Raw genomic sequence first — 25,306 nt, forward strand, 5'->3', positions numbered from 1 at the left:
ATGCCTAACGGAATTAGTGATCAAGTCCTCCGGAATACGCACCTAATACAGAACAATCAGATGGTCTCTAGCGTTGATGACAAACCACGCAACCATAACCCGAATTAATCATAATCGACTGATCTGGGTCATTGGATTTTTGATTAAAATTCTGTACATTGGCTTTCACATTCAGAATACGTTTCTCCAACATGTCCTTATACGGCCATTTATTGTAACTTTTAGTCAATTTGGCATTATTGTAGATTTTTATGCCCGTTTCGGGATCTCCTGATTTAACTAGCATATCACCCATATTCATAAAAAAACCTTCAAAATTATGAGGCGCAATTTCTGAGTTCCAACAGGCCCGTTGTGTGCCTAGTGTCGTTTCCCTATTCATATAAGGGGTAAAATCAGGATTTTGTCTACTGATCTTCTCACCGGCACAGACATCCAATGTTTTCCATTGCCAATCCAAACCCTTTTTAAAATGATCCGAGTCAGCATTTAAACTACTCATTGGATATCCAGCTGTAAAATAATTAAATTCAGGCCAATTGCTTATCGCTTCCTTTAAAGTGAAATATCCCCTGACTTCTTCTTGTTTGTCTTTAAAAATCTGCCCTTCAACTAATTGGGTGTCGCCATAGAAACCTTGATAAATTGGGTTTCCCGGATCCAGCTGCAAAGCATCGGCAAAGTATTTTTTAGACAAAATAATTTCATTGGGAAGCAAGGGAGAATTATTTTTTACCCTTTCCCGCTCCGTAAGTTTCCAAATATGAATAAAACCAAGATGGGCAGCTAATTTCGAATCATAAGGATTTTCAAGGTAAGCCGCCATCAGCAAATAGTCTGCTTTGGGAATATCCTGGTATCGCCCCTGATGAAGGGTCTGCCAAAAATATCGCTCTGCCCGAGTAGCCAGCGGACTATTAGATAATTGCTGTTTTTTAGGTGGTGTGGTCATTAAGGCAACTTTTTCACAAGCCACCAAATTAAATATCGTGAAACCTAATAAGCCATAAAATACACGCACGCTCTCATTCCCTTAATAATTTTATTTAGTCCATCACTCTGTTTTGTCTTGCTTTAAATGCCAACTCAATAACTTATTATTAAGTCAGCACATCAAAAATATAGGCGGGAACCAATGACATCCTTCATAAACGATATAACGCGGTTTGTTAAGTGGCAAGTAGTTGAGACAAATAATCACGCTCCATTACAGCTTTCAACAAAAACATCCTGATTTTTTAATTAATTTAAATTAAATGGATAAACGACTTAGAGTTTCATATTCCCTTTCTTCAAATTTATCTTTATGAGCTCATTTAATCAAATCCAGGATGTTATATTTATACAGTGTAAGGCTGGAAAGTTTTCCGTTGAAATCGTCCTTTTCAGGAGCACGCTCTAAATCTGAGAAAGTAAAAATTCCTTGGCAAAGCTCATCGTTGAGACCTCTCACTTTATATTGGAACTTATAATATTTTCGAGTGATCTGATTATTGTGCTCATATCTAACACAGTGTAGTTTCCTTCCGTACAACTAAGATAGATTTTATTTGGTTTAACATCCTTGTCTTCAACCATCTCGGCCAAGTTGTATTGGTCTTCAACCAGGCATTTAACCGTTGCAATACATCGGCCTACAGTACTTAATAAAGCAATAAACGGCATTGCCAAAGCAACCGTAGTTATCTCCAAATAATTAATTAATGTTTTATCCGCAAACCCACCCTCGCCCATGCAAAGAATGAAAATGGAATAGGGCACCAATAATTGGGCGAATGCCCCAGCAACTAGCATCGAAAAAGAAGCAGTGACTGGTGGAATAATACTTCTCGCAAATCCTTGGTGTTTGCAATCGTGCCAAAAAATGTGTGTTTAATATCTCGCTTATTATGCTCCCAAAGACTTTGATATCGATTCCCATCGTACTTGTTCCAACGCATACAGCTAAAATTTGAAAAAAACAATATATTTTTGTACATATCAGATGCTTTGTCTTGTAAAAGAGGCTTTATTATATTTTTATGACCTTAACATTTTATTAAAGCTTACTTAAAAATTTCCTGAAAACAGATAATGCACTTTGTATAAAACAAGTTAGCAAATTTTTATTTTATTCTTTGAAATGGCCTATACTTTTGAGTAACGATAACAACATATCTTGCATGGAATTTTAAGAATGATGATAAACTCATGGAAAGATAAATTGCAAAAGCAATTAATACAACATTATGGTGCTCAAAAAGGAAAACAACTTATTGATAAATACACCGAAACACTGTCAATGAGTTATTGCGAGCAGCATTCTCCCGAAGAGGCAATCCAGGACATTTTACAAATAGAAAAACTGTCCAAAGACAATCCGCTGGTTATCGATTTTTATGAAAACACTCACTCCCAATATCCTTTGCACATTAAGCTGTATCGATATGAAACCCCAATCCCCTTGTCTGACATATTGCCTATGCTTGAAAACATGGGGCTGCGCACTTATACCGAACGTCCTTATAAAATCAAAACACGGGACGGGCAATTATTCTGGATTAGTGATTTTAACGTAACCTATTCTCAAACTGAGTCACTCAATATTACTCAGGTTAAGGACATTTTTGCAGAGGCACTCATTACTATCAATCTTGGTCTTTGTGAAAACGATGGTTTTAATAAATTGGTGTTATGCGCGGGACTCTCCTGGCAAGAAATTACTATTTTGCGAGCCTATGCAAAATACCTGCATCAAATTGGTATTCGTTACAGTCAATCTTACATTGAAAAAACCATAGAAATGCATGCGGCCATTGCCCGTGATCTGATTCACTTTTTTTATTTGAAATTTGGCCTTAAAAGGAAATCTACTATTCACAAGGACATATCGGCACTAGAACAGAAAATTCAAATAAACATTGATGCGATTAGCAGCCTGGATGAGGATCGCATCATGCGTTATTTTTGGTCTTTGATGAAAGCAACTCTTCGTACTAATTACTTTCAAAAAAATCACGCGGGATTATCTAAAGATTACCTTTCCTTCAAATTAAAATCCTCGGAAATTCCTGACTTACCTCCAGGTCAACCGCTTTATGAAATTTTTGTGTACTCAACACGTTTTGAAGGAATTCACTTGCGAAGTACTAAAGTAGCGCGAGGCGGGATTCGCTGGTCCGATCGGCCAGAAGATTTTCGAACCGAGATTTTAGGACTTATGAAAGCGCAGAAGGTAAAAAACGCAGTCATTGTTCCCTCTGGCGCCAAGGGAGGTTTTGTCTTGAAAAAGCCGCTTCATGCAGCCAGCCGCGAACAAATCCAACAGGAAGTCATCTCTTGTTATAAATCGTTCATCAATGGTTTACTGGATCTCACCGATAATTTAATCAATGATCAAATGATCTCTCCAAAAAATGTTACATGCTATGATGATCCTGACCCTTATCTGGTTGTTGCTGCTGACAAGGGAACGGCTACTTTTTCCGATATTGCCAATAGTATTGCCAAGGAGCATGGATTTTGGTTAGGTGATGCCTTTGCCTCTGGAGGCTCTGCCGGGTACGATCATAAAAAAATGGGGATTACGGCACGTGGTGCGTGGGAATCCGTCAAAAGACATTTTCGTGAACTTGATATCAATATTCAGCAACAAGACTTTACAGTAGTAGGTATTGGCGATATGAGTGGTGATGTATTTGGCAATGGCATGCTTTATTCAAAACATATACGACTGTTAGCTGCTTTTGATCATCGTCATATTTTTCTCGACCCGAATCCCGACCCTGTAAAATCGTATGAAGAAAGACTTCGTCTATTTAATTTACCTACTTCATCCTGGGAAGATTACAATATACAACTTATTTCTAAAGGCGGAGGCGTTTACAAACGCTCAAGCAAATCTATCCCCATTAGCCCGCAAGTAAAAAAAGCACTGGCCATAGAAGCAAATGCTCTTACACCCAACGAGCTTATTCGAGCGCTGTTAAAAGCACCAGTGGATTTACTGTTTAATGGCGGTATTGGAACCTATGTCAAAGCAACCACGGAATCACATGCGGATGTTGGCGACAAGACCAATGAATTCTGCCGTATTAATGGCGCAGAATTACACTGCAAGGTAGTGGGAGAAGGAGGAAATCTGGGTTTTACACAACTTGGACGCGTCGAATTTGCATTAAAGGGCGGTCTTATTAATACGGATGCGATTGATAATTCCGCCGGCGTTAACTGCTCTGACCATGAAGTCAATATCAAAATTCTTTTAGATAAAGAGATTAGAGAAAAGAAACTCACAGAAAAAGAACGCAATCAATTGCTAAGCAAAATGACAGACGAAGTCGCCGACCTTGTTTTGCAAGACAATTACAATCAAGCTCTGATTTTAAGTATATCAGCAGCTCATTCATCTCATTACAGTGGCTTGTATCAAGATTACATCAAAGAACTGGAAAGGTGGGTTAACCTGGACAGAAGTGTCGAATTTCTTCCTGATGAAAAAAAACTCCTGGAACGCAAAGCTACAGGTACAGGGCTGACAAGGCCAGAGCTTGCTGTTTTAATGGCGCATACCAAAATTCATATTGCTAACGAATTATTAAAATCGAATTTACCAGATGACCCATACTTTACAACTTTTTTGGAAACAGGTTTTCCCCTCTCACTGAGAAAACCTTACGCAAAAGCCTTGCCAAAACACCCTTTATCTCGTGAAATCATAGCAACGCAATTGAGTAATAAGCTGGTTAACAACATGGGAATTACCTTCATGTACCGAATGCTGATGGAAACCGGTATGTCGATTGCTGATATTGCCTGCGCTTACACCATTTCAGCAAGTATTTTCCAAACGGATGTCTTACAAAATCTGATTGATTCATTTCAAGACAAAATATCTTTATCAACACAATATGAATTATTACATCATATTCGCCAATTGCTCAACTTGGCGACACGCTGGTTTTTGCATAATAATCGACTGGCTGGTGGTATTGAAGAAAATATTAAAAATTATGGCAAGTCAGTCAACAAACTCGAACAGTTAATTCCCAAGCTTATGGGTGGCGTCACTAAAGAATACCTTGAGAAACTCATTAGTCAATTCGTCGGTATTGGCATTGAAAAAGATATGGCTCAAAAAATTGCTATAACTCGTGCTCTTTATACTTCATTAAATATCATTGAAGTGGCCTCTCAAAATCAATTCGAGTTATCACTCACTGCAGAAACCTACTTTAAAGTTGGTAGTCAATTTAATCTTGTTTGGTTTCGCGACCAAATAGCCAGTGATTCACGTGAAGGGCATTGGAATACTATGGCACGGCTGTCTTTGCGTGATGAATTGGATAATCTTCAAAGACGTTTGACTATTGCGATTTTAACCACTAACATCAAAGAACGCACTTCTGAAAATTTGATTAACAACTGGCTGCAGGAAAACTATCCTATTCAAAAACGCTGGGAAAAATTGTTAGAAATGTTATTGGGTGGTGAAAACATCGATTACACCATATTTTTTATCGCCTTGCGCGAGCTTTCCTCATTAATTCAAGTATTGTGAGCAAGAGTAGCTACTAGTTGAATCAATCATTGTCACTATCAGGAGAAAAGAATGGTCTTACAGTTTGATACCATCATTTTAGGTGGAGGCAAAGGAGGGAAGACTCTTGCAATGGATTTGGCCAAAAGCGGGCAGAAAGTCGCGATGGTTGAAAACAATCAGATTGGTGGGACTTGTATTAATGTGGCATGCATACCTACGAAAACGCTTGTTCAGTCAGCTAAAATGGCACATTTCTGCCGTAAAGCAAAAGACTATGGTTTAAACACCAAATTGGAGACCATTGATTTTAAAGCGATTCGAGCACGTAAAGAAGCTGTGGTGAAAGGGATGCGTGAAGCGAATTTAAAACAGTTTTTAGATTCAGGGATGGATCTCATGTTAGGCCATGGTCATTTTATTGGACCAAAAATGATTGAAGTTATTCTATCCTCACCACGTGATAATCAAAAAACACTTCACATCACGGCTGATAAAATTATTATTAATACAGGCGCTCTGCCATTCATTCCCCCAATTACGGGGCTCGATAAAGTAAATTATTATACCAATGATAGTTTAATGAACGCCGACTCGGTACCCCAGCATTTAGTGATCATTGGTGGTGGTTATATTGGCTTGGAGTTTGCACAAATGTTTCGCCGCTTTGGTGCTGAAGTCACCGTCATCGAAGCCAGCCGTGAATTCCTTGGCCGGGAAGACAAAGACATTGCTGAACAGGTTTTTCAGACCTTATCCAATGAAGGTATTCAATTTGCTATCGATACAAAAATTAATTCCATTCGTCAAGAACAAACAGAAGTGATTGTCGAGGCTAATCGACAAGGTCAGTCAGAAATTATCCGTGGCACCGCTCTCTTGGTTGCAGTAGGGCGTATTGCCAATACGGCAGGATTGCATTTGGACAAAACAGGTGTTGAACTTGATGAGCGTGGATTCATCAAAGTCAATGAGTATCTGGAAACGACTGCAGCAGGGATTTGGGCATTGGGAGATGTCAAGGGAGGAGCACAGTTTACCCATCTGTCTCTCGATGACTATCGCTTGGTGAAACATAATTTACAAAACCCACAGGAAAAACTTTCTTCCCAGAATAGGCTTATTCCCTATACTGTGTTTCTCGACCCGGAATTAGCACGCATCGGGCTTACTGAGGCTCAGGCGAGATCCCAAGGCCGTCCAATTAAAATAGCTAAAATTCCAGCAGCAGCAATTCCTCGAGCCAAAACCCAAGGAGAAACCATTGGCGTTTTAAAAGCAGTCATTGACACTGAAACCGATTTGATTTTAGGCGTTTCTATTTTCTGTGCGGAAGCCGGTGAAATATTAGGGGTCATCCAATTAGCAATGGAGTTGGGTGTACCTTATCAAAAATTGCGCGATATGATGTTCGCTCACCCTACTCTAGTGGAAGGCATCAATCTGTGGTTTGCGCAAATAATTTGAATTGATGTAAACCATACTCGCCATATCACATGTTGCAAGGCAAGTTGTTAATATAGGCCGTAATCACATACAGCCGATCACGTCTTTTTTGCTTAATTCATTGTTGATACTGTAATATTCTACGTGGAACGCTTGCTTTTTATTGAATAAAGAGGGAATGAATTATGAAAATAGTGGTGATTGGTGCTACGGGAATAATTGGAAAAGCAATAGTTGCTGAATTAAGCCCAAGACATGAAATGATTTCAGCAAGCTATAAAAATAGCGATATTCAAGTAGACATAACCAGCAAACAATCAATTGATGCGATGTATAAAAAATTAAATAATATTGATGCAGTCGTGTTAGCTACCGGTAAAGTGCACTTTGGCGCCCTAAAAGACATGGGAGAAGAAGGGTATAAAATTGGTTTGACTAATAAATTAATGGGACAAGTTAACGTAGTGTTAGCTGGATTAGACTATATTAATGATAATGGCTCATTTACCTTAACAAGCGGAATATTAAATCGCGACCCCATTCTCTATGGAAGTTCTGCTGCCATGGTCAATGGCGCATTGGACGGTTTTATTAAAAGTGCTGCTCTGGAAATGCCAAGAGGGATCCGAATCAATGGTGTAAGCCCCACAGTAATCACCGAAGCCATGGAAAACTACGGCCCCTATTTCCGAGGCTATGAACCTGTATCTGCTGCTCGTGCGGCACTCGCCTACAGCAAGAGTATTGAGGGAGCTCAAACAGGCCAAGTGTATTATGTAGGATAACATTAAAATTATTTTAAAAAACAACAAGCGTGGTTTTGTATATTATTGCAGGTAAAGTAAAGTGAATTATGGATAAGATCGGTTGTTATTTCGAACCGTTCAAGGCTTCGAGACGGCATCAATGCCTCCTCAGCCCAAACGGTTTCTGGATATTCACTGGTTTTTATATAATCCTTATCCATACCATTACGTTAAAGCATGATTTTGCCCTGGGTTAGATTACATCTGAAGTACTACAAACTATTTTGTAATCAACGTCTTATGTTTCTTTATGTTTTTACATGGTTTTATAGACGGGACGCAAGAAACTCTTTGATATTTTTGATAGTCAATTGCCCCTTGACCATAAGTGCCTCCCTTGTATTAAATCCTATGTGAGGTGTTGCGATAAGATTAGGTGCCTCCCAAAGGCTATAATTTGCAGGTAATGGTGGTTCAACATCAAATACATCCAATGCGGCACCTGCTATCATGCCCTGTTCCAAGGCTTTTTTTAAATCATTGCTAACCACAATGGGCCCTCTGGCACAATTAATCAAATAAGCTGATTTTTTCATTTGAGATAAAAGTCTTAAGTTAACCATGCTTTTGGTTTCATTTGTAAGTGGCACATGTAAAGTGACGAAATCAGATTGGGAAAACAAATCGTCTAGTGTTACTTGAGATTTCCTGTCATAAATTAGAGTTGTCATTTGAAATGCGTTAGCAAGTCGTGCAACTTCTGCTCCGATTGCTCCATAACCGACAATGCCCAGCACTTTATTTTTTAATTCAATACCGGTATTGGTTATACCTTGCTCTCTTATTTTCTGATTATTATCTGGAATATGACGCGCAAGAGAAATCATGAGTCCAAATACTAATTCAGATACCGCTGTATTGGCATAGCCCGCGGCATTTTTTATCAGAATATTTCTTTTATTCGCAGCATCCCTATCAATATGGTCAATTCCAGCAAATGCAACAGCAATCAATTGTAATCGCATCGCCGAGTTAATGACTGCAGCCGATAAACGTCGATTCGTCAGTGCAATGATATCTACATCCTTCACAAAATCAATTAATTGCTCATCAGCCCATTGACGGCTGTCACATTCGATAATCATGTGCCCTGGTAATTCAGAACGAATTTCCTGAATCGCAATCCCTATAGGTTCAATAACAGCAATTTTCATGTAAAATCCTTTAATCCAAATTTAATTAAGTTTTCCTACTCCAAGCTTGTCATCGTTATTTCACTTCAATGAAAGCGATAACATCTCATTCTGTAGCACTCTTTTCTTAAAAATTAAGGCAATGCAAAATGCCAATTCATTGCTTTGGACAAATCTTCCAGCATGAGTTCACCCCGGATGCTATTGCCTTTCGCATTCACTCTTGGACTCAATACCACAATGCCCGCTTTACCAGGGACAACCGCGATGGTATAACCAGACACACCACTTTTAGCTGGCATCCCTGTTTTAACCATATGAGTGCCTGTTTCATCATATAATCCACAGGTTGCCATAATAGCCAAGGTAATTTTACAGGTTTCCGTAGACAGTATTTGTTCACCCGTGTCCGGATCTTGCCCTCTATTAGCTAACAAAGCAGGTAAGTACAGCATCTGCTCCAACATTGCCTCATAGGAACATAGCGCAAAATACAAATCGAGGGTTTCATGAACATCCGTTCCAAGATTATTTCTGCTTTTCAGTAAATAAGCGAGGGAGCGATTGCGATTACCGGTTCGTTTTTCAGAGGCAAAGACCAGGGGATTAATGCTGAGGCGTTGATTAAATAATTTTTGCACCCAATGTTCTAACCATCTAAATTGCTGCTCACCCACGCCTGGAATACGTGAACATAAGGCAATCGCACCTGCATTCAACATGGGATTTGACGGCTTAGGGCCAAACTGTTCCAGGCGGGTGATGGAAGCAAAATCATCACCTGAGGGCTCCACTTTGACCCATTCAAACAATTGATCGGCACCAAACTCTTCAAGTAATCCAATCAAAGGGATCATCTTCCCTGTGCTTTGTAAAGTCACTGGATGAAGAGGATTATTGCTATAAGCCAGGGGTTTCTCACCCAAGGGTTGGACAGCAATTGCTGTCAATTCCTGATTAACATTCGCCAGTTCGGGAATATAGTCTGCAGTTTTGCCTTCTTGATTTAATTCGGCAGTGTGCACGAGATCTTCTAACAATTTGATGGTAAGCAATTTTGATGGCATAGTACTATTGGATTAAAAAAGTGGCTATTATGGTAAATTTAGCACATTAAGACAAATATTTTATTTCTAAAGAATATTTTTGATAAATAGGCTATGTTGGAAATAAGACCTCTTTGGGAATTAATTATTTTTACATCAATTGGAGGTCATACCCAAGCACTCAATCTACTATTTTTATAGTAGATGATAATATCTAGACCTGCATCAATTTTGCCCCTGAAAGAATTCAGGGACAAAATAATGAGAACAACTGTGTTAATACATTATTTTTTATTTACAAGCACATTGGTTTGGTCACTCAACTCAACACCAGACAATGTAAATAATTTAAATATACCAAGTCGATGCAATATGCTTACACTCTTAGGCATGGAATTGACGTGAACATTCTTTTGCAATGGAGTATTTTCCAGATTTTCATCAGTAATATTAAGACTAGCTTCAGAATCGAAATCAACAGCAAATTGCAAATTGATCATTTGCGCTTCTATCTCTTTCATCATTTGGCTAAACCCTTTCGAACAATCGTTATCTAATCCTTTACAAGCTTCGGTAAAAGATTGAATGGTTTCCAAAGTGCAATTTCCTTTTAGAATAGAGATTAAGTGTTTGAAATCAATGTCAAGTTGATGATTTAAACTGACAAACGTCTCCACTTCAAGTTGATTGAGAAACTTATTAAGCAATTTACCCTCTTTATCTGTATCGAGGAACTTCTTAATTTCTGTAAGGTATGGAATAAAATCTGAGTTCCATATAGCTGCATCATTGCCTGACTTAACATAGAGCAAGCTTAGTCCTAAAATATGCCTGGAAAATTTGGCTAAGGTAACTGAGCCGGGTTTTTCATTCTCAAATTTTAAAAAAGATTTTTCAATAAGACCTAAAAAGAATTCCATCTCAAGCTTATTATCCACCTTTCTAATAGCCAAAAACAGTTTACTTAAAAAATTTTCCCCATCTTTCCTATTTGCTTCCGGAAGTTTTTCAAGCAAGTTGCGCATTATATTTTGATACCACATGTCATTCACCTGTAATTAATTGGAACAAATGATATCAAAAACTAATTAAGTGAACATTAAGAGACCTATCTCATTTCAGACTGTTTATCTATATTGATAGTCGCTTAAGCCCTTCCTCAATAATCGAAAGACCTATTTCCAAATCTTTTACGCCAGTAGACAGTGGCATGTGGAGGCGAATTATGTTCCCGTATGTTCCACAAGTCAAAATGACCAGACCATGTTCTAAACAAAATTGAGCCAATTGTACTGCAGCTTCCTTATTGGGTTCCTTCGTGCTTTTATCCTTTACCAATTCGATCGCTTGCATGACGCCTAAACCACGGACATCGCCCACCACTTTGTATTTTTCCTTAAATTCAGAAAGCCTGGACTGCAGCGTCTTTGCAAGATGGGTAACGTTTTGCAGCAGGCTTCCTTCTTCAAAAATTTTGAACACTTCAAGAGCAGCGGCGCAACTTAAAGGATTTCCACAAAATGTACCGCCCAAGCCACCTTCCATAGCCGCATCCATGATTTCAGCTTTACCTGTTACACCAGCAAGCACTACCCCACCACCAAGGCCTTTTGCTGATATAGTGAGGTCGGGGGTCACTCCTAATGTTTTCATCGCAAACAGATTTCCTGTGCGGCCAAAACCGGATTGGATTTCATCGGCAATGAAAACAATATCGTTTGTCGTACAAAACTCACGAAGTTTTTGTAAAAATAAGGCTGGGGATTGAATGAATCCACCCTCACCCAACACTGGTTCTATAATGACAGCGGCAATATTTTCAACACCGACACGGAAATTGGCAAGGTCGGTAAACTCATTGAAACATTCGTCTACACAATTTGCTCCCTTCCAACGATACTCATAAGGAAAAGGAGCGCGATGGATTTCGGAAGGAAACGGGCCGAATCCATGCTTATAGGGTTTGTTTTTCGAAGTGAGTGTCATTGCCATGTACGTGCGTCCATGAAAAGCATGATCAAAACAAATCACTGCTTGTTTGCCCGTATAGGCACGAGCAATTTTAATGGCATTTTCAACTGCTTCCGCACCGGAATTCAAAAGGAGCGATTTTTTTTCGAAATATCCCGGGGTGTGATCATTTAATTTTTCACACACCTTGATATAAGATTCATAGGGAATGATATTGAAGCCGGTGTGTATGAATTTTTCAGCCTGGAGCTTGATGGCATTGACCACCGAATCAGGACAGTGCCCCGTATTGACCACCCCAAACCCGGAAGAAAAGTCCAAAAACACGTTTCCATCAACATCCTCCACAAAAGACCCTTTGGCCTGCTTCACAAAGATAGGAGTAGCATGAAATGGCCCTCTTGCAACATGCTGACGTCGCAATTCCATCAACTGTTGCGATTTGGGTCCGGGTATTGGCGTTTTGATATGAATTTTTTTCATTAGTTTAGTACCAACCAATTGGTGTTTCATCCAGGTTAATATTCACTTGCTTGACCTCAAGGTAACTCTCAATGCCATACAAACCTAACTCACGACCTGCTCCGCTTTGTTTGTATCCGCCCCAAGGCATTTCATTATAGGTTGGATGATAATGATTCACCCAAAGAATCCCAGCACGGATTTGAGATGTGACTCGATGGGCCCGAGTAACGCTCTTCGTCCATACAGCCCCAGATAAACCATAATCAGTATCGTTCGCAATGCGAATGGCTTCTTCTTCTGTATCAAAGGGGATGACCACAAGTACTGGACCAAAAATTTCTTCACGAGCAATGCGCATCGTGGATTTCACTTCATCAAAAATGGTTGGCTCGAAAAAATGTCCCTTTGCAAATTCACTGCCTGTCGGGCGTTTACCGCCGCAAAGTAATTTGGCTCCTTCTTCCATTCCAAGCTTGACATAGCTTTCCACTTTTTCACGATGTGCACTTGAAACCAAAGGCCCCATTTTTACCCCAGCGTCCAAACCATGGCCAAGCTTGATATTTGGAATTTTTTTCAACATTCCCTCTACTATTTTTTTGTGAATAGAGCGCTCCACTAGCAAGCGGGAACCCGCAGAACAGACTTCCCCTTGATTTGCAAAAGCACCAAAAAGGGCGCCGTCTATTGCCATTTCAAGGTCACAGTCTGCAAAGACAATATTTGGATTTTTTCCGCCAAGCTCTAACGAGATTTTTTTCAAATTGCCAGTAGCCGCCTGCATGATTTTTCTTCCTGTTGCCGATCCTCCGGTGAAAGCAACCTTATCCACCATAGCATTACTTGCCAACTCCTCTCCAACTCCTATACCCGGCCCAGTAATGAGGTTAACCACGCCCGCTGGAAATCCGCATTGATCAATCAACTTGAATAATTCAAGTGCTGTTACCGGTGTCAGTTCTGATGGTTTTAATACCGCAGTATTGCCTGCTGCAAGTGCGGGAGCAAGTTTCCAGGCCGCCATAAGCAGTGGAAAATTCCATGGAATGATTTGCCCACACACGCCTATGGGTTCGCGCACTACGTAACTAAAAGAATTCGCAGGAACCGACATCGTTTCACCATGAATTTTAGTCGCAAGCCCACCGTAAAACTCAAAACAGTTGGCCGCATCGGTCACATCAAATTCCGCTTCAGGTAAAGGCTTTCCACAGTTTCGGGTTTCCAGCTCTGCTAACCTTTTTGCATTGGCACGAATTAAATCAGCGAGCTTGAATAATAGTTTGCCTCGATCAAGGGCCAGTGATTTTCTCCACTCCCCTTCATCGAAGGCTTTTCTTGCTGCTTTGATAGCACCTATGGCATCTTCTTTGGTACTTTCCGGCACTTTTGCAATCAATTCGCCATTAGCCGGATCAATAATGTCCCGAGTAGCCCGGCTTTTGGCTAAAGTAAATTTTCCATCAATGTACATTTCGTAAATTTCCATTTATTCAGCACCTTTTTTATTAAGCACAATCATATCAATGACCACTCATGTTGCATCTGTTGCAAAAATATTTACGGTCAACAAACAACACTATTCCAACTAAAAATAATTGAAAAATAAGCAGCGACAATAGGTGGATTTAATTAAGCATATCATTTCACTATGTTTCTTCAACTAAATTACATGCATTCGTTGTACCTCAGTAACCTTGTATTATTGTTAATTGACAAAACACTTGGGTTAAGTAGAGGTCAAAAATTTTAATATGGCTTCATTGACTATCGAGGGTTGTTCTAAGGGGCTCGAATGTCCGCCTGGAATAGTAATGAATTGAGCATCCGGGATCCCTGCTGCAAGCTGTTGACTTTCTGCCGGTAAGGTAAGGATATCGTCCTCGGCTGCGATAACCAGTGTTGGCACTCTAATCTCATGTAACCACCCACGAGAATCAAATGATGGGATGGTTCTAAATTGCCGCTCTTGATCTTGTATGGATTGCGGATAAGGATTATTTTTCAAACTCTCTTTAAAAATGGAGATATTTTTGGGCTCCGCTAAATATTCGCTTGAAAAAAACCATGGTATTCCAGCCTCTATTAATAAATCGAATGAAATATTCTCCTTACGCAGATTCAAAAGGCATTCCATCGCGTCGTTTGCTCTCATATTAAATTTTGCCACCGAATTTAAAATAATGAGTTTAGCAATTTTTTCACCATGTTTTTTTGCAATCAGTTGAGCAATAGCCCCACCCATTGATTGCCCTAGAATGAAAGGGTTTCTAAAACCTAATTGCTCCAGGAAAACCATGATGTCATCCGCCTGGGCTTCTAATGTAAAAGTTCCTCCATTGTCTCTTGTTTGCCCTATCCCGCGATTGTCAAATATCAGTACCTGGAATTTTTCAGTTAACTCATGAAGCATGGCACTCCAAAAGGTATGATCACAGCAATAACCCGCAATTAAAACCAGAGGTTTACCTTGTCCATGGAGCTCATAATAAATATCAACACCATTAATCTTGAGTGTGGCCATGTCGCAAAAACTCCTTAGTTGATTTTTTAACGGGCAAACGCAACGCTTCATTCAATGACTATTCACCTCAATTCTCTATTGTTTCGATGAATTAAATTATTTGTCAACAAACGGGGTTGATAAGTTTCTGGTACCATAATTGTTGATTCTTATAAAAAACACTGCCTGATAACTAGCAAGATAATTGCGAGAAAATCAGCTCGCTTCATAATTCCTTAATTAAGGTTTACTATACTCCGCTTCATCTCATCTTGCTCTATTAGTTTAGATAAAAATAAATGCGTTATACTAATATTGAATTATTAAAGAGAATCCCACAGCATCTTAAAGGGGTTATGGAATACTACCCCGATGTGCTTCTGTTTCAATTGAATCAAATACAGTATACCCATTTATGGCATGAGTTAGCTTCTGCAAAATATCTATATACCAACGGATATGAGATAAAACCTACTCACTGGTTGATGTATGCCTTTCAAACGGTTAAAGGCTGGTTTGGCTTTGATAACCATTGCCAACCGGAGAAAGTTTCATATGTTTTAAACAAAGTCTCATATTATGGATACACAAAACAATTTCTTCAGCCTGATTTTTCATCCATGAGAAATTACTCAATGTCTCCTGAAATTTCTGCTCTGGTGGTTAACAGCAGAGATAATTTAACGACAGCCCAACTACAAAATAAATTGGTGAATAGTTATTTTAAAGTAGAACCCCATCTTGGAATGAACTATTCCTACCAGAAACTAAACCCCAATCATCGCTTTGGTGAAAGCTGGTTGCGCGAAGGCGAATGGGAATTGATTCCGCAATTAGACCCCCAGGATGACAGCTTGATTGCAGAGGTAATCAATGCCCTGGATAAAAATGGGATTTCAGCAAAAAATTTGTTCTTTTTACAACACAGTAAATACGCCAAAGCTGCTGCTCAGTACTATTGTGATAAGGCTAAAAATACGATTGTCCCTTCATTTTTTTTCCGCTTGCTTTGGGTTGATCCGCGTCCTCGCTATCTTGCGTTGGCATTAGCTTACGATCCTGAAATAGCCAAACGGGATACTCAGAAATTCATTGAATATCATCTTGGGCAAAAAGAATATGACAATGCGTTTAATCTGTTGAGCATATTGAACGACTCCAATCTGGTTTTAAAATTTTTGTTAGCGATTCCAGAAAAAGAACGTCATGCTTTAATTCAAAAAGACGCAGCAATCGCCGCCATTATGGCGAAATATTATATTGAAAAAAAACAATATCTCCTGGCAACACAATTTTACACCAATATTGAAGAAATTAGCCCTAATGCCGCTTTTGCTATTGAAATTCAGGAACAAAATTATGAAAAGGCTTATGATATCTTTAAGAAATACAAATCCCCTGACCTATTTTCAACTCCTGAACGTAAATCGCTTGCCAAGATATTTTTTAGTGAAGCGGAAACAGCCTATGTAGCTGGAAAAACTTACCGAGGAAATAAAAATTGGGAAAAAGCAAAACAATATTATCTGCAAAGCCTGGAGCAAAAAAAAGCAGCGTATCATTTGGATCCATCTGACGAATACCTGGAAGATTTATACGCTCACAAACGCTTATATGCCTTGCTGTTAATCGACGCGGATATAGACCTGAACAAAGCAGAGGACAGTGATATTGCCAGTATCCAAAAAGCAATAACTCTGCTCAGGGAATGCCATTCAAACAATAAAGAAGAACAAGAACATCAGAAGCGTGCTCTGGCAACTGGGCTTATGCGTCGCGTAGATACCTTGCGTGAAAAAATTGCTTTTAATTATTACTCTTCTGATTTTAACTCCATCAGAAAACATAAAATACAGCATCAGCAAGACATCGCAATTTTAATTAAAACATTGGAGGAGTTAATCGCACTATTGCAAGGAACTCAAGATAAAGCCTTGCGCTTGCAACTCGGTAAAGCACATTATCTCCTCGCTGATGTTCAATGCTTCTTTGATATCAATGCCCCAGACATTAACCAGCATTATAAAATGGCGATGAAAGCCGTACCAGGAAACCCCTTTTATGTGCTACGCGTAGCAGAGCTATTTGAAGAGGAAAAAAGCAAACTGCAAAAAATCGGCATTACTCAGCTGAAAAATATGGGATACCAGGTCTTCGATTTTCTTCACTGGTCTGAAGAGCGCTGGTGTAAACGAGACGATATTATTCATAATATCAAAGATATCCACATGCCGCCCTCAGAACCAATTAATAACTCATCATGGAATTTTACGTTTTAATTAATAGCTACAAAGTATAAAATAACCTCGGTTTGTGGGCTTTCTTTAAAATATACTTTTCCATTACTGCCAATTGAAGGAGGCATATAGAATAATGGCAACTTATTATGGGCAATGCGCTTGTGGAAAAATTCAATTCATATGTACGGGCGAACCTGTCTTTACCCAATACTGCCATTGCAATAAATGCCGGGAAATTGCTTCTTTATCTCAAAAGGAACAGGATAAATCAGGTTACTCCTGCACTGCCGCTTATTTGACGAAAAATTTCAGTATCGTGTCTGGAGAGAATCATTTTAAGGACATAGTTAAAGAAAAGGCAAAATTATTTCTTTGTTCAGATTGTAACAGCCTTGTTTATGGTATTGCACTTGATCCCGCGCAACAGGATGGTATTGGGATTAATGTAAATAACTTTCGCTTTGATACGAGCATCCCAGATTCATTTAAACCGATAAGGCACATATGGTATGCCTGTCGTATTATGGATTTCGATGATGACCTGCCAAAATTTAAGGATGCTCCTAAAGAACAGTTTGGTTCAGGAGAATTATTTGAATCGTTACATGCCAGGTGATAAACCGTACCCTATGCCTTTATCTTTCCAAAATATTCAGCACACTTGCTCGATCTGGCTCTCATATTTTTTCAATCCGACAAAACACCATTTTGCCAAAACTAATTCAAACCGGACTTACGAAAAACCCCAAGGTCAAGGCAAAAAATGTTTTTAATGAGGGAGTTTAGATAAACTAAATGACCGAATTAAAAACATTTTTTAACATAGAGATTGGGGTTTTTCGTAAGTCCTGTCAAATAATTTTTGTCTTTTATATCCATGATAAAAACCAAAGGACATTGGGATCAGATCTTAAGCCGGATGTTTTTTTTATCTCTTAATATTCTCTTAAAGTTTGACAGCTATAATATTTATCCACTGTGCTAATTTTTAAGTCACGAATATTAATTTTAAAGTATTTATCCAGGAGTTGTGTAATGCCTAAGTACGTTGAAGGGATAGAATTAACCCAAGAAGGGATGCATGCTATTTTTGAACGCATGGGACATCCAAATATTACCAGCGGTACTATCTACAACGGAGAGCCTACAATTGATAAAGGTGCTCTTGACAGGCAAGGCTTTATGCCAGTATTGACCGGGGTCAGCCCAAGGCAAGACTCGGGACATTGGATTATGTTAATTAAAGGTCAAGGCAATCAATATTTCCTCTTTGACCCGCTGGGAGAAAGCTCGGGAAAATATTACCAAAATATTTTAGCTAAAAAACTACCTGGCGCTACACTTTCTGTTATTCCTAATAATGCTGGATTAAATATGGGATTATGCGGCTATTGGGTTGCCTCAGTTGGTTTAAGAGCTCATGCGGCATTAACACAACCTATTCCCCCTTCTTTAAGAAATGTGGGTCAAACCATTACCCAGGAAATGCGAGATGAACTAACACAAGATGGAAGCGAAAAAATTACACAATGGTTACGGGCCGTTGGCAATGAATTTCCAGATGGTTATATACAACCTGATGCCACAGCCTTAAGACGTGCTACTGAAAAGAATGTACGTATTGATGAACTTCAGCCTGTTTTAACTGGAACATCACCTAAAGAAATTTCGATAAATCCCACTGCTCCTCAAGAAGTATCCGTTCCCACCTGGAATGGTTTTTCCTTATATACTGATGAAACCGTAAGAAACGCAGCCAGATACGCGTATGATAATTACTTGGGAAAACCTTATACCGGTACAGTAGAGGCGACACCTGTCAATTTTGGTGGGCAAATGGTATACAGGCAACACCATGGTCTTGCCCATACTTTGCGTACCATGGCCTATGCGGAAGTGATTGTTGAAGAAGCGCGAAAAGCAAAATTAAGAGGTGAATCATTAAAAACATTTGCTGATGGACGTACTCTGGCTGATGTCACGCCGGAAGAATTGAGAAAAATCATGATCGCCCAGGCCTTCTTTGTCACCGGAAGAGATGATGAAGAATCCTCCAAGAATTATGAAAAATATCACGAACAAAGCCGAGATGCTTTTTTGAAGTATGTCGAAGAGAATAAATCCACTTTAATTCCTGATGTCTTCAAAGATGAAAAAGATGTCAAATTTTATGCTGATGTGATTGAAGACAAAGATCATAAATGGTCAGATTCACCGGCACATGTTCTGGTCAATCAGGGCCATATGGTTGATCTGGTCAGAGTCAAGCAACCCCCTGAATCTTATCTGGAGTATTATTTTTCACAACTTCAACCCTGGATAGGTTCAACAGCTACGGAAGCAGTTTTTGCGACACAGAGACAATTTTTCCATGCCACCTATGAAGCAGTTGCGGGCTTTGATAGCGAAAACAAAGAACCTCATCTGGTGGTCGATGGTTTAGGTCGCTATGTGATTGGACAAGATGGCAATCCAATACGAGAAGAATCTGATGACGAAGACGAGGAAGAATCAGGTGAATTAAAATTTTTCTCACAAAAAAAGAAACTCGAGGAAAACCAACGTTACATGCGCGTTGATGAATATTTAAAACTTGATGAGGTCCAAAAGCGATTCCCTGGCGCTGGTAAAAAACTCGATGGGGGGCTGCCTGGACTGAAAGAATATCAATATTTACAACGCTTGAACTCAATAAACAGAGCACGGTGTGAAAACGACGTCGACTTTTGTTTGGGACAATTACAAACGGCACATCATCAAACCAAAATTACTCCAATAAAAAGAGCCTTCCAATCCAGCTCTGATAAAGCGAGAAGACAACCCAATATGGATGAAATTGCTGCTGCCCGTATTATTCAGCAAATCATGGCCAATCCTGATTGCATCCATGACGATCATGTGTTGCTCAATGGTCAAAAACTGGAAGAAAAATTTTTCCGTGATTTGTTGGCGAAATGTGACATGGCTGTTGTAGGGTCGCTGCTAAACGATACAGACATTAGAAATATCGACACCTTAATGCAACATGAGAGAAACACAGAATTTCACTCAACAGATGCCAAAGCAAAACCGGTGAAACTGGGAGAAACATGGGAAAAAACAATCAGATCGGGTGGTGGGGTTACTCAGATAAAACATGATTTAATTTTCCTCATGCAAAATGATGCCTGGTACCATACTCGAGTCAATGCGATTGCACAAAACCGGGATAAAGATTCAACATTCAAAGAAGTGTTGATTACCGCTTTAATGACACCATTGACTAACAAATCATTGATAGATACATCACGTTCCCCGGCCCCAAAAACGCTATTCCGTGGCTTGGATCTATCAGAAGAGTTTAAAAATAAATTAATTAACCAGGCTGAAACCATCATTGCCAATACGACAGAACATCTCTTTACTGATCTGTCGACACAAGCCTTTAAACAAATCAAATTAAATGACTTTAGCCAGGTTTCTGCTAGAACTTGTGCCAGTACTTCCACTAACATTGAAGTTCCCAGGACAATCTTTGGCTCCAATACCATCTTTGAAATACTTGATCCCGATGGTTTATTACACCCCAAACAAGTTGGAACCCATGTATCAGGGTCAGAAAGTGAATATTCCATTTATTTGCCGGAAGATGTTGCCTTGGTTCCAATCAAAGTACGCTTTGATGGAAAAACAGGTAAAGGCAAAGACCGACATATTTTTACTTTAGTCGCGGTAAAAAGCCCCGATTTCACGCCAAGGCATGAAAGTGGTTATGCTGTTGAACCTCTTTTGAAAATGCAAACGCCAAAATTAGCAGAAATTCAAAAGACAGTTGAGCAAGCAAGAGAAGAACCTGATTTGGAGAGGGTATTCAATTTACAATCGAGAGTGGCGAGGCAAGCCAGATTACACTCCACTGAATCCGGATATAAAACCTTTCTGAATGAAAGAGTTGCACCGGTATTGGAGCAAAGCCTCAATGCACTCTTGGACAATAATGCAGTCGCTCTAGGCAAAGTATTGTCAACATTTCCCTCAGACGGGCAATGGTCTGCCTTTAATTCTGTTGAAGCGAGACAAATGAAAATACAGATGGATGCCATTAAGCAAATGGTTGAAAAGAAAGCCGTCCTCGAAGGTCAAATTCTCCCTGCCTTGGCTCAATGCCAGAATGCTTTGGAGAAACAAAATATCGCAGGTGCATTACAAGCACTTAGAAACATCCCTTCTGAAAAAGAAATGCAAACCATGCTATCAATTAGTGGTGGTTTGAGAGGACAAATCCAGCGTGCCAAGCAAGATTTGACTGAAACTCTGGAGCCACTTCAACGCGCCATAACTGCTAAATTAGTAAGCGATCAAGAAAAAGTGAAAGTGCGTTATGAAAAGCTGATAGCAAGCATACCTCAACAGATCGCCGATCTTGAAAAAGCTGCGCTTTCTGATCTTGCCGGTGTTAAAAAAGTGGTCTCTCGTTTTAATCAGCTGCAAGAAGAATTAAAATTATTGCGTAATGAAAAAATTCGCATGCACACTGGCTCTGAAAAAGTCGATTTTTCAGATATCGCACAATTAGAGGCGCAACTACAAAAAATCCATACTAAATTATATGACGCCTATTTGGTTGAATTAACCAAAGAAATTTCAGCACTGGCTAAAGAAAAACCGAAAAACCTGGCCGACGTGAAAAGCATGGTTTCGAATTTCTATGCCAGGTCAGCTGATTTAGAACAATTGCGTCAGGAAAAGCTAAAAGAACACGGTGAGTCAAAAGATCCCATTGATATGTCTGATATTGATAAATTAAAAGAAGAACTACAAAAAATTAATCAATTTTTAGTGAAGGCGATGGGAACTAATATCAGGGTTTCACTGAATCAAATGGAAGTAAAAACTTTTGATGCCCAGGAAAAAGAAGCACAACAAAATTTGAAGCAATTAGATGAACTGATCAATAAATTGGAAAGTTCTCATGCTGTACAGAAACAAAAAGAAGAACTCGAGAAATTAAACCAATTGCTTGTCGAGAAGCGAAAAGCCTATCCCGCAATGGTGCAGTTGCAATTCAGGAGTGAAGCATTAATTATCCATTTACGTGAATTATGTGAAGCTCATCAAGCTCAAATGGCTAAAACAAGAAATGTAAGGGCACAAGAAATCACCAATGGACGATGGAAAGTGCAATGGTTGACTGATTGGGTTGGTTTAACTACAGATGAGCGGGTAACTCTTGCCAACAAAGAAAAAGAATTGGCTAAATTCAAGGAAGATTTAAATAATGACGAGTATGATTTGCAGGAACTCATCAGTAACCTGGCTGAGAAAAACCCGTCAGAATTGGAAGAAGCCATAGGGATATCTAAAGAGAGCGCTCAGAAATTGCATAAACTGTTAACTCATCTAAACCATAGTACAACATTTATGAATAAAATCGACCAACGATTACAGTCTATTGATGAGCTATTAAACGAGTTTGGCAAGCAATCGCCCCGAACTGAAATGATAAAAACTGTTGAGGAAAAACAAGGAACTCTCTTAAGATTGTAATTCTTTATCTTCCACGGTAGCCCATTAAGGGCTACCCCGTGGGATATTTTAGAAGATTACGGAAAATAAGATTATAATTATCACCTCTTGCCAGATTTAAAATGCAAGGATATATCTAATCGCTGCCATCTAATTTATTTTTGCTCGCAATACCCCATCACAACATTTACCACAGCATTAGCTCCTAAAAACCGTATCTTTGCCCTATTTTTTATGAGTGAGCGAAATTGAACAAATAGCTCTCTTGTGCTAGGAATATAAATATGGAAAGCGTTACTATTTCTAAGGATGCTTATCTGTGAAGAAAACAGGAAGTGATGTTCTCAAAGAATTTATAACGACCTTTGAAATTAATTATATTTTTGGCAACCCCGGCACTACAGAATTGAAATTTCTGGAAGCGATTGAGCAGTGTGATAATGCTACCTATTTTCTCACACTACAAGAATCCAGTACCGTAGGTATAGCCGCAGGCTATGCCATGATCACCAGGAAACCAGCTCTTATTAATTTACATAATTATGTTGGATTAGCGAATGCTGTCTGTAATATGTATAATGCGTTCACTTCAGGAATTCCCCTGCTAATAATTGCTGGCCAACATTCACGTCCTTATTTAATTCATAGCCCAGTCATGTCCGGAGAATTGACCTCTTTAGCTCACACTGCAGTAAAATATGCCTATGAGGTGAATTCCGCCAGCGATCTGGTCGTTGCTTTACAGCGTGGTTATGCTCAGGCAATTTTGCCTGGGCCAGGTCCGGTTTTTCTATCAATCCCTATGGACATTTGGCAAGAAGAAACTCAAGAAACCACGATAAAGAAGACAAGATTTTTACATGCTTGCATCAACGCTGAAATAGAGCAAATTTGTGAGGTTTTAACAAATACCCCCAAAGGAAAATTGGCATTTATAGCGGATTATGAGGTAGGTGCATCAAATAGTATTCGCCTTTTACATACCATTGCCGATCGGCTAAATGCCGATATTTATGCTGCCCCCTATCATGTGCGTGAAGTAATTAATCCCTTAAGTGTAAATTACAAAGGTAGATTGTCAGATAAATCTGGAGAAGTGCACAACCTGCTGCTGCAATATGAAACTGTGGTACTTTTAGGCGAAAAAGTGAAAGGGTATTTGTATACTGGTCAATCTTCTATTCCACAGGGTATACGATTCATACAAATCAGTGCCGCATCGGAGCATCTGGCCTTTGACTATCCTTGCGATCTGGCAATTCTTGGCAATCTTGAGGCGACCTTAACTGCTATTAGCAAGCATTTAAAAATTAATGGGCTAAATGTGCCGCTTAAACCAGCCACCAACATTAAAAATTTGGAAAAAAATATAAGCAACATCCTCTGCATTCGTTGATTGTTACCCTCCTGAATCAAGTAAATCGCTCTGTTCATTTAATAACAGAAGGATCATCAGAAGATGCTATTGTGCAGGACATTGCAACAACACTAGGTTTTTTAAATGTGAATTTTTCACCAAGAGGGGGTGGACTTGGCTGGGCTATGCCATTAGCAATAGGTATTTCTCTAGCGACCAGACACCATTCAATTTGTTTTGTAGGAGATGGGGGCAGCATGTATGCGATTCATTCAATATGGTCAGCTGCCAAATATAAGATTCCTGTCATTTTCATTTGTTTTGTTAATCGAGAATACAGAGTATTAAAAACAGATATGTCTCAAAATAGATCTTTCACAGAAGAAGATTTTTTTCGCCTGGATTTGAATCATCCACCAATTGATGTTCAACAAATTGCCTTATCTTTCGGGGCACAGGTGAAGACCATTAAATCAAAAGAAGAAGTAGAGACTGTTCTCAAGAGTAGCTTTGCATTCCAAGGCCCAACATTTATTACCCTACATCATCAATAAAACATTTCGAAAGCCAGACATTGGCTTTTGCATTATCTAAAAATGTAAAGCTTAAAATCAGTCTCATTATTTAAAAATTTTTATTTTACAACTCATAGGAAAATTATTGCCGGGAATTAATTTTTCAGGTTAGTCAGATTGCAATCAGAACACAAGCCTTTGATTTCTACCGTACAATTAATAATTGAAAATTGAATGGAATTCGCCGCTTCTGTTACCGCAGTAAAATCAACTACACATTCCAATTCTTTGACAAAATCACACTGATTGCATATAAGAAATTGGGCTTGTCCCACATGATGCCCATGCAAACAGGCGACATAGGATTTCAGACTGTCAATGCAATGAATAAATCCCTCTTGATGCCAAAATTGAATGGCTCGGTAGACCGTTGGCGGCTTGGGATTATCAACTTCCATAGATAATCTTTGCAATATATCATAAGCACCGAGAGGCTTTCTCTCATCGACTAATATTTTGAGGACACGCTCCCTTGGCTCTGTAAATCGATAGCCATGGTTTACACAATGTTTATAAGCCTTATCCAACAAATTATGTTTCATTAATCTTCTTTTAAACTAATAGTTAGTGCGCACTATTTTATCATAATCCCTGTTTCAAGGAAAAATGATCAAACAACTGACAACAATTATTCCATAAAAATCATTTACTGTCTAAAAATTATTTAATTGTTCTTGTTATCTGACAATTAAATGTTACAATATAACATTTTTGAGAGAGGCAGTAAGTAATTGCAAAGCC

The 25,306-nt window shown here is 39.1% G+C and carries 16 protein-coding genes and 1 pseudogene; 8 read left to right on the top strand and 9 right to left on the bottom strand.

The features are described from left to right. Positions 1–67 precede the first annotated feature (67 nt). Together CC34_RS0105610 and ceg9 are read right to left on the bottom strand one after the other, a co-directional pair. Positions 68–1,021 (bottom strand): hypothetical protein, encoded by a 954-nt coding sequence (locus CC34_RS0105610; RefSeq protein WP_027227919.1) that lies wholly within the window; start codon positions 1,019–1,021, stop codon positions 68–70. A gap of 291 nt (positions 1,022–1,312) precedes the next feature. Next, positions 1,313–1,979, bottom strand: a pseudogene (gene ceg9, locus CC34_RS01000000116190) (Dot/Icm T4SS effector Ceg9). Between the two features lie 197 nt (positions 1,980–2,176). Between ceg9 and CC34_RS0105620 the strand changes: the two are divergent. The 3 genes from CC34_RS0105620 to CC34_RS0105630 all read left to right on the top strand — a co-directional run bounded on the left by CC34_RS0105620 (position 2,177) and on the right by CC34_RS0105630 (position 7,749). After that, on the top strand, positions 2,177–5,539 hold the full coding sequence (locus CC34_RS0105620; RefSeq protein WP_027227920.1) for an NAD-glutamate dehydrogenase: 3,363 nt from the start codon (positions 2,177–2,179) through the stop codon (positions 5,537–5,539). Positions 5,540–5,590: 51 nt separating this feature from the next. Beyond that, positions 5,591–6,985, top strand: coding sequence for a mercuric reductase (locus CC34_RS0105625; RefSeq protein ID WP_027227921.1), 1,395 nt, complete (start codon positions 5,591–5,593; stop codon positions 6,983–6,985). Between the two features lie 164 nt (positions 6,986–7,149). Continuing rightward, a complete protein-coding gene (locus CC34_RS0105630) occupies positions 7,150–7,749 on the top strand; it encodes a short chain dehydrogenase (protein WP_027227922.1) in 600 nt (199 codons plus the stop codon). A gap of 287 nt (positions 7,750–8,036) precedes the next feature. Here CC34_RS0105630 and CC34_RS0105635 read toward each other — a convergent pair whose 3' ends face one another. From CC34_RS0105635 to CC34_RS0105660, 6 genes are all read right to left on the bottom strand, one after another. Next, the gene (locus CC34_RS0105635; RefSeq protein WP_027227923.1) at positions 8,037–8,924 is read right to left on the bottom strand and encodes an NAD(P)-dependent oxidoreductase; all 888 of its coding nucleotides are present in this window, start codon (positions 8,922–8,924) and stop codon (positions 8,037–8,039) included. Between the two features lie 113 nt (positions 8,925–9,037). After that, complete coding sequence (gene glsA / locus CC34_RS0105640; protein ID WP_028378238.1) at positions 9,038–9,970, bottom strand: glutaminase A; 933 nt, start codon at positions 9,968–9,970, stop codon at positions 9,038–9,040. Between the two features lie 263 nt (positions 9,971–10,233). After that, complete coding sequence (locus tag CC34_RS0105645; protein WP_027227925.1) at positions 10,234–10,992, bottom strand: hypothetical protein; 759 nt, start codon at positions 10,990–10,992, stop codon at positions 10,234–10,236. Positions 10,993–11,080: 88 nt separating this feature from the next. Next, positions 11,081–12,403, bottom strand: a complete 1,323-nt coding sequence (gene gabT, locus CC34_RS0105650) for a 4-aminobutyrate--2-oxoglutarate transaminase (RefSeq protein ID WP_161513083.1) — start codon at positions 12,401–12,403, stop codon at positions 11,081–11,083. Positions 12,404–12,407: 4 nt separating this feature from the next. Continuing rightward, positions 12,408–13,874 carry an aldehyde dehydrogenase family protein gene (locus CC34_RS0105655; RefSeq protein ID WP_028378240.1) on the bottom strand — a complete coding sequence of 489 codons (1,467 nt, stop codon included), beginning with the start codon at positions 13,872–13,874 and terminating at the stop codon, positions 12,408–12,410. A 240-nt stretch (positions 13,875–14,114) separates the two neighbouring features. Further along, entirely contained in the window at positions 14,115–14,909 is a 795-nt protein-coding gene (locus CC34_RS0105660) for an alpha/beta fold hydrolase (RefSeq protein WP_028379229.1), read from the bottom strand. A 278-nt stretch (positions 14,910–15,187) separates the two neighbouring features. Between CC34_RS0105660 and CC34_RS0105665 the strand changes: the two genes are divergently transcribed. The 5 genes from CC34_RS0105665 to CC34_RS1000000117370 all read left to right on the top strand — a co-directional run bounded on the left by CC34_RS0105665 (position 15,188) and on the right by CC34_RS1000000117370 (position 24,544). Further along, positions 15,188–17,167: a hypothetical protein gene (locus CC34_RS0105665; RefSeq protein WP_028379230.1), complete on the top strand. Its 1,980-nt coding sequence runs from the start codon at positions 15,188–15,190 to the stop codon at positions 17,165–17,167. Between the two features lie 94 nt (positions 17,168–17,261). After that, positions 17,262–17,744, top strand: coding sequence for a GFA family protein (locus CC34_RS0105670; protein WP_028378243.1), 483 nt, complete (start codon positions 17,262–17,264; stop codon positions 17,742–17,744). 419 nt (positions 17,745–18,163) lie between these two features. Beyond that, entirely contained in the window at positions 18,164–22,654 is a 4,491-nt protein-coding gene (gene sidE, locus CC34_RS0105675) for a T4SS effector NAD-dependent ubiquitin ligase SidE (RefSeq protein WP_028379231.1), read from the top strand. Positions 22,655–22,952: 298 nt separating this feature from the next. Continuing rightward, positions 22,953–24,029 carry a thiamine pyrophosphate-binding protein gene (locus CC34_RS01000000116195; RefSeq protein ID WP_231957858.1) on the top strand — a complete coding sequence of 359 codons (1,077 nt, stop codon included), beginning with the start codon at positions 22,953–22,955 and terminating at the stop codon, positions 24,027–24,029. Between the two features lie 71 nt (positions 24,030–24,100). Next, positions 24,101–24,544 (top strand): thiamine pyrophosphate-dependent enzyme, encoded by a 444-nt coding sequence (locus CC34_RS1000000117370; RefSeq protein ID WP_231957859.1) that lies wholly within the window; start codon positions 24,101–24,103, stop codon positions 24,542–24,544. Positions 24,545–24,660: 116 nt separating this feature from the next. On the opposite strand, the gene CC34_RS0105685 is transcribed toward CC34_RS1000000117370, so the two are convergent. Continuing rightward, positions 24,661–25,107: a Fur family transcriptional regulator gene (locus CC34_RS0105685; protein WP_025862461.1), complete on the bottom strand. Its 447-nt coding sequence runs from the start codon at positions 25,105–25,107 to the stop codon at positions 24,661–24,663. Between the last annotated feature and the right edge of the window lie 199 nt (positions 25,108–25,306).

Source organism: Legionella pneumophila subsp. fraseri, from assembly GCF_000586315.1.
Taxonomy (GTDB): Bacteria; Pseudomonadota; Gammaproteobacteria; order Legionellales; family Legionellaceae; genus Legionella; species Legionella pneumophila_B.

Excerpts from the sequence above, each read along its gene's own strand:
- CC34_RS0105630 (WP_027227922.1), top strand. The coding sequence starts at position 7,150 with ATGAAAATAGTGGTGATTGGTGCTACGGGAATAATTGGAAAAGCAATA.
- CC34_RS0105645 (WP_027227925.1), bottom strand. The coding sequence starts at position 10,992 with ATGTGGTATCAAAATATAATGCGCAACTTGCTTGAAAAACTTCCGGAA.
- glsA (WP_028378238.1), bottom strand. The coding sequence starts at position 9,970 with ATGCCATCAAAATTGCTTACCATCAAATTGTTAGAAGATCTCGTGCAC.
- sidE (WP_028379231.1), top strand. The coding sequence starts at position 18,164 with ATGCCTAAGTACGTTGAAGGGATAGAATTAACCCAAGAAGGGATGCAT.
- CC34_RS0105670 (WP_028378243.1), top strand. The coding sequence starts at position 17,262 with ATGGCAACTTATTATGGGCAATGCGCTTGTGGAAAAATTCAATTCATA.
- CC34_RS0105660 (WP_028379229.1), bottom strand. The coding sequence starts at position 14,909 with ATGGCCACACTCAAGATTAATGGTGTTGATATTTATTATGAGCTCCAT.
- CC34_RS0105665 (WP_028379230.1), top strand. The coding sequence starts at position 15,188 with ATGCGTTATACTAATATTGAATTATTAAAGAGAATCCCACAGCATCTT.
- CC34_RS0105635 (WP_027227923.1), bottom strand. The coding sequence starts at position 8,924 with ATGAAAATTGCTGTTATTGAACCTATAGGGATTGCGATTCAGGAAATT.
- CC34_RS0105655 (WP_028378240.1), bottom strand. The coding sequence starts at position 13,874 with ATGGAAATTTACGAAATGTACATTGATGGAAAATTTACTTTAGCCAAA.
- CC34_RS0105685 (WP_025862461.1), bottom strand. The coding sequence starts at position 25,107 with ATGAAACATAATTTGTTGGATAAGGCTTATAAACATTGTGTAAACCAT.
- CC34_RS0105620 (WP_027227920.1), top strand. The coding sequence starts at position 2,177 with ATGATGATAAACTCATGGAAAGATAAATTGCAAAAGCAATTAATACAA.
- CC34_RS0105625 (WP_027227921.1), top strand. The coding sequence starts at position 5,591 with ATGGTCTTACAGTTTGATACCATCATTTTAGGTGGAGGCAAAGGAGGG.
- gabT (WP_161513083.1), bottom strand. The coding sequence starts at position 12,403 with ATGAAAAAAATTCATATCAAAACGCCAATACCCGGACCCAAATCGCAA.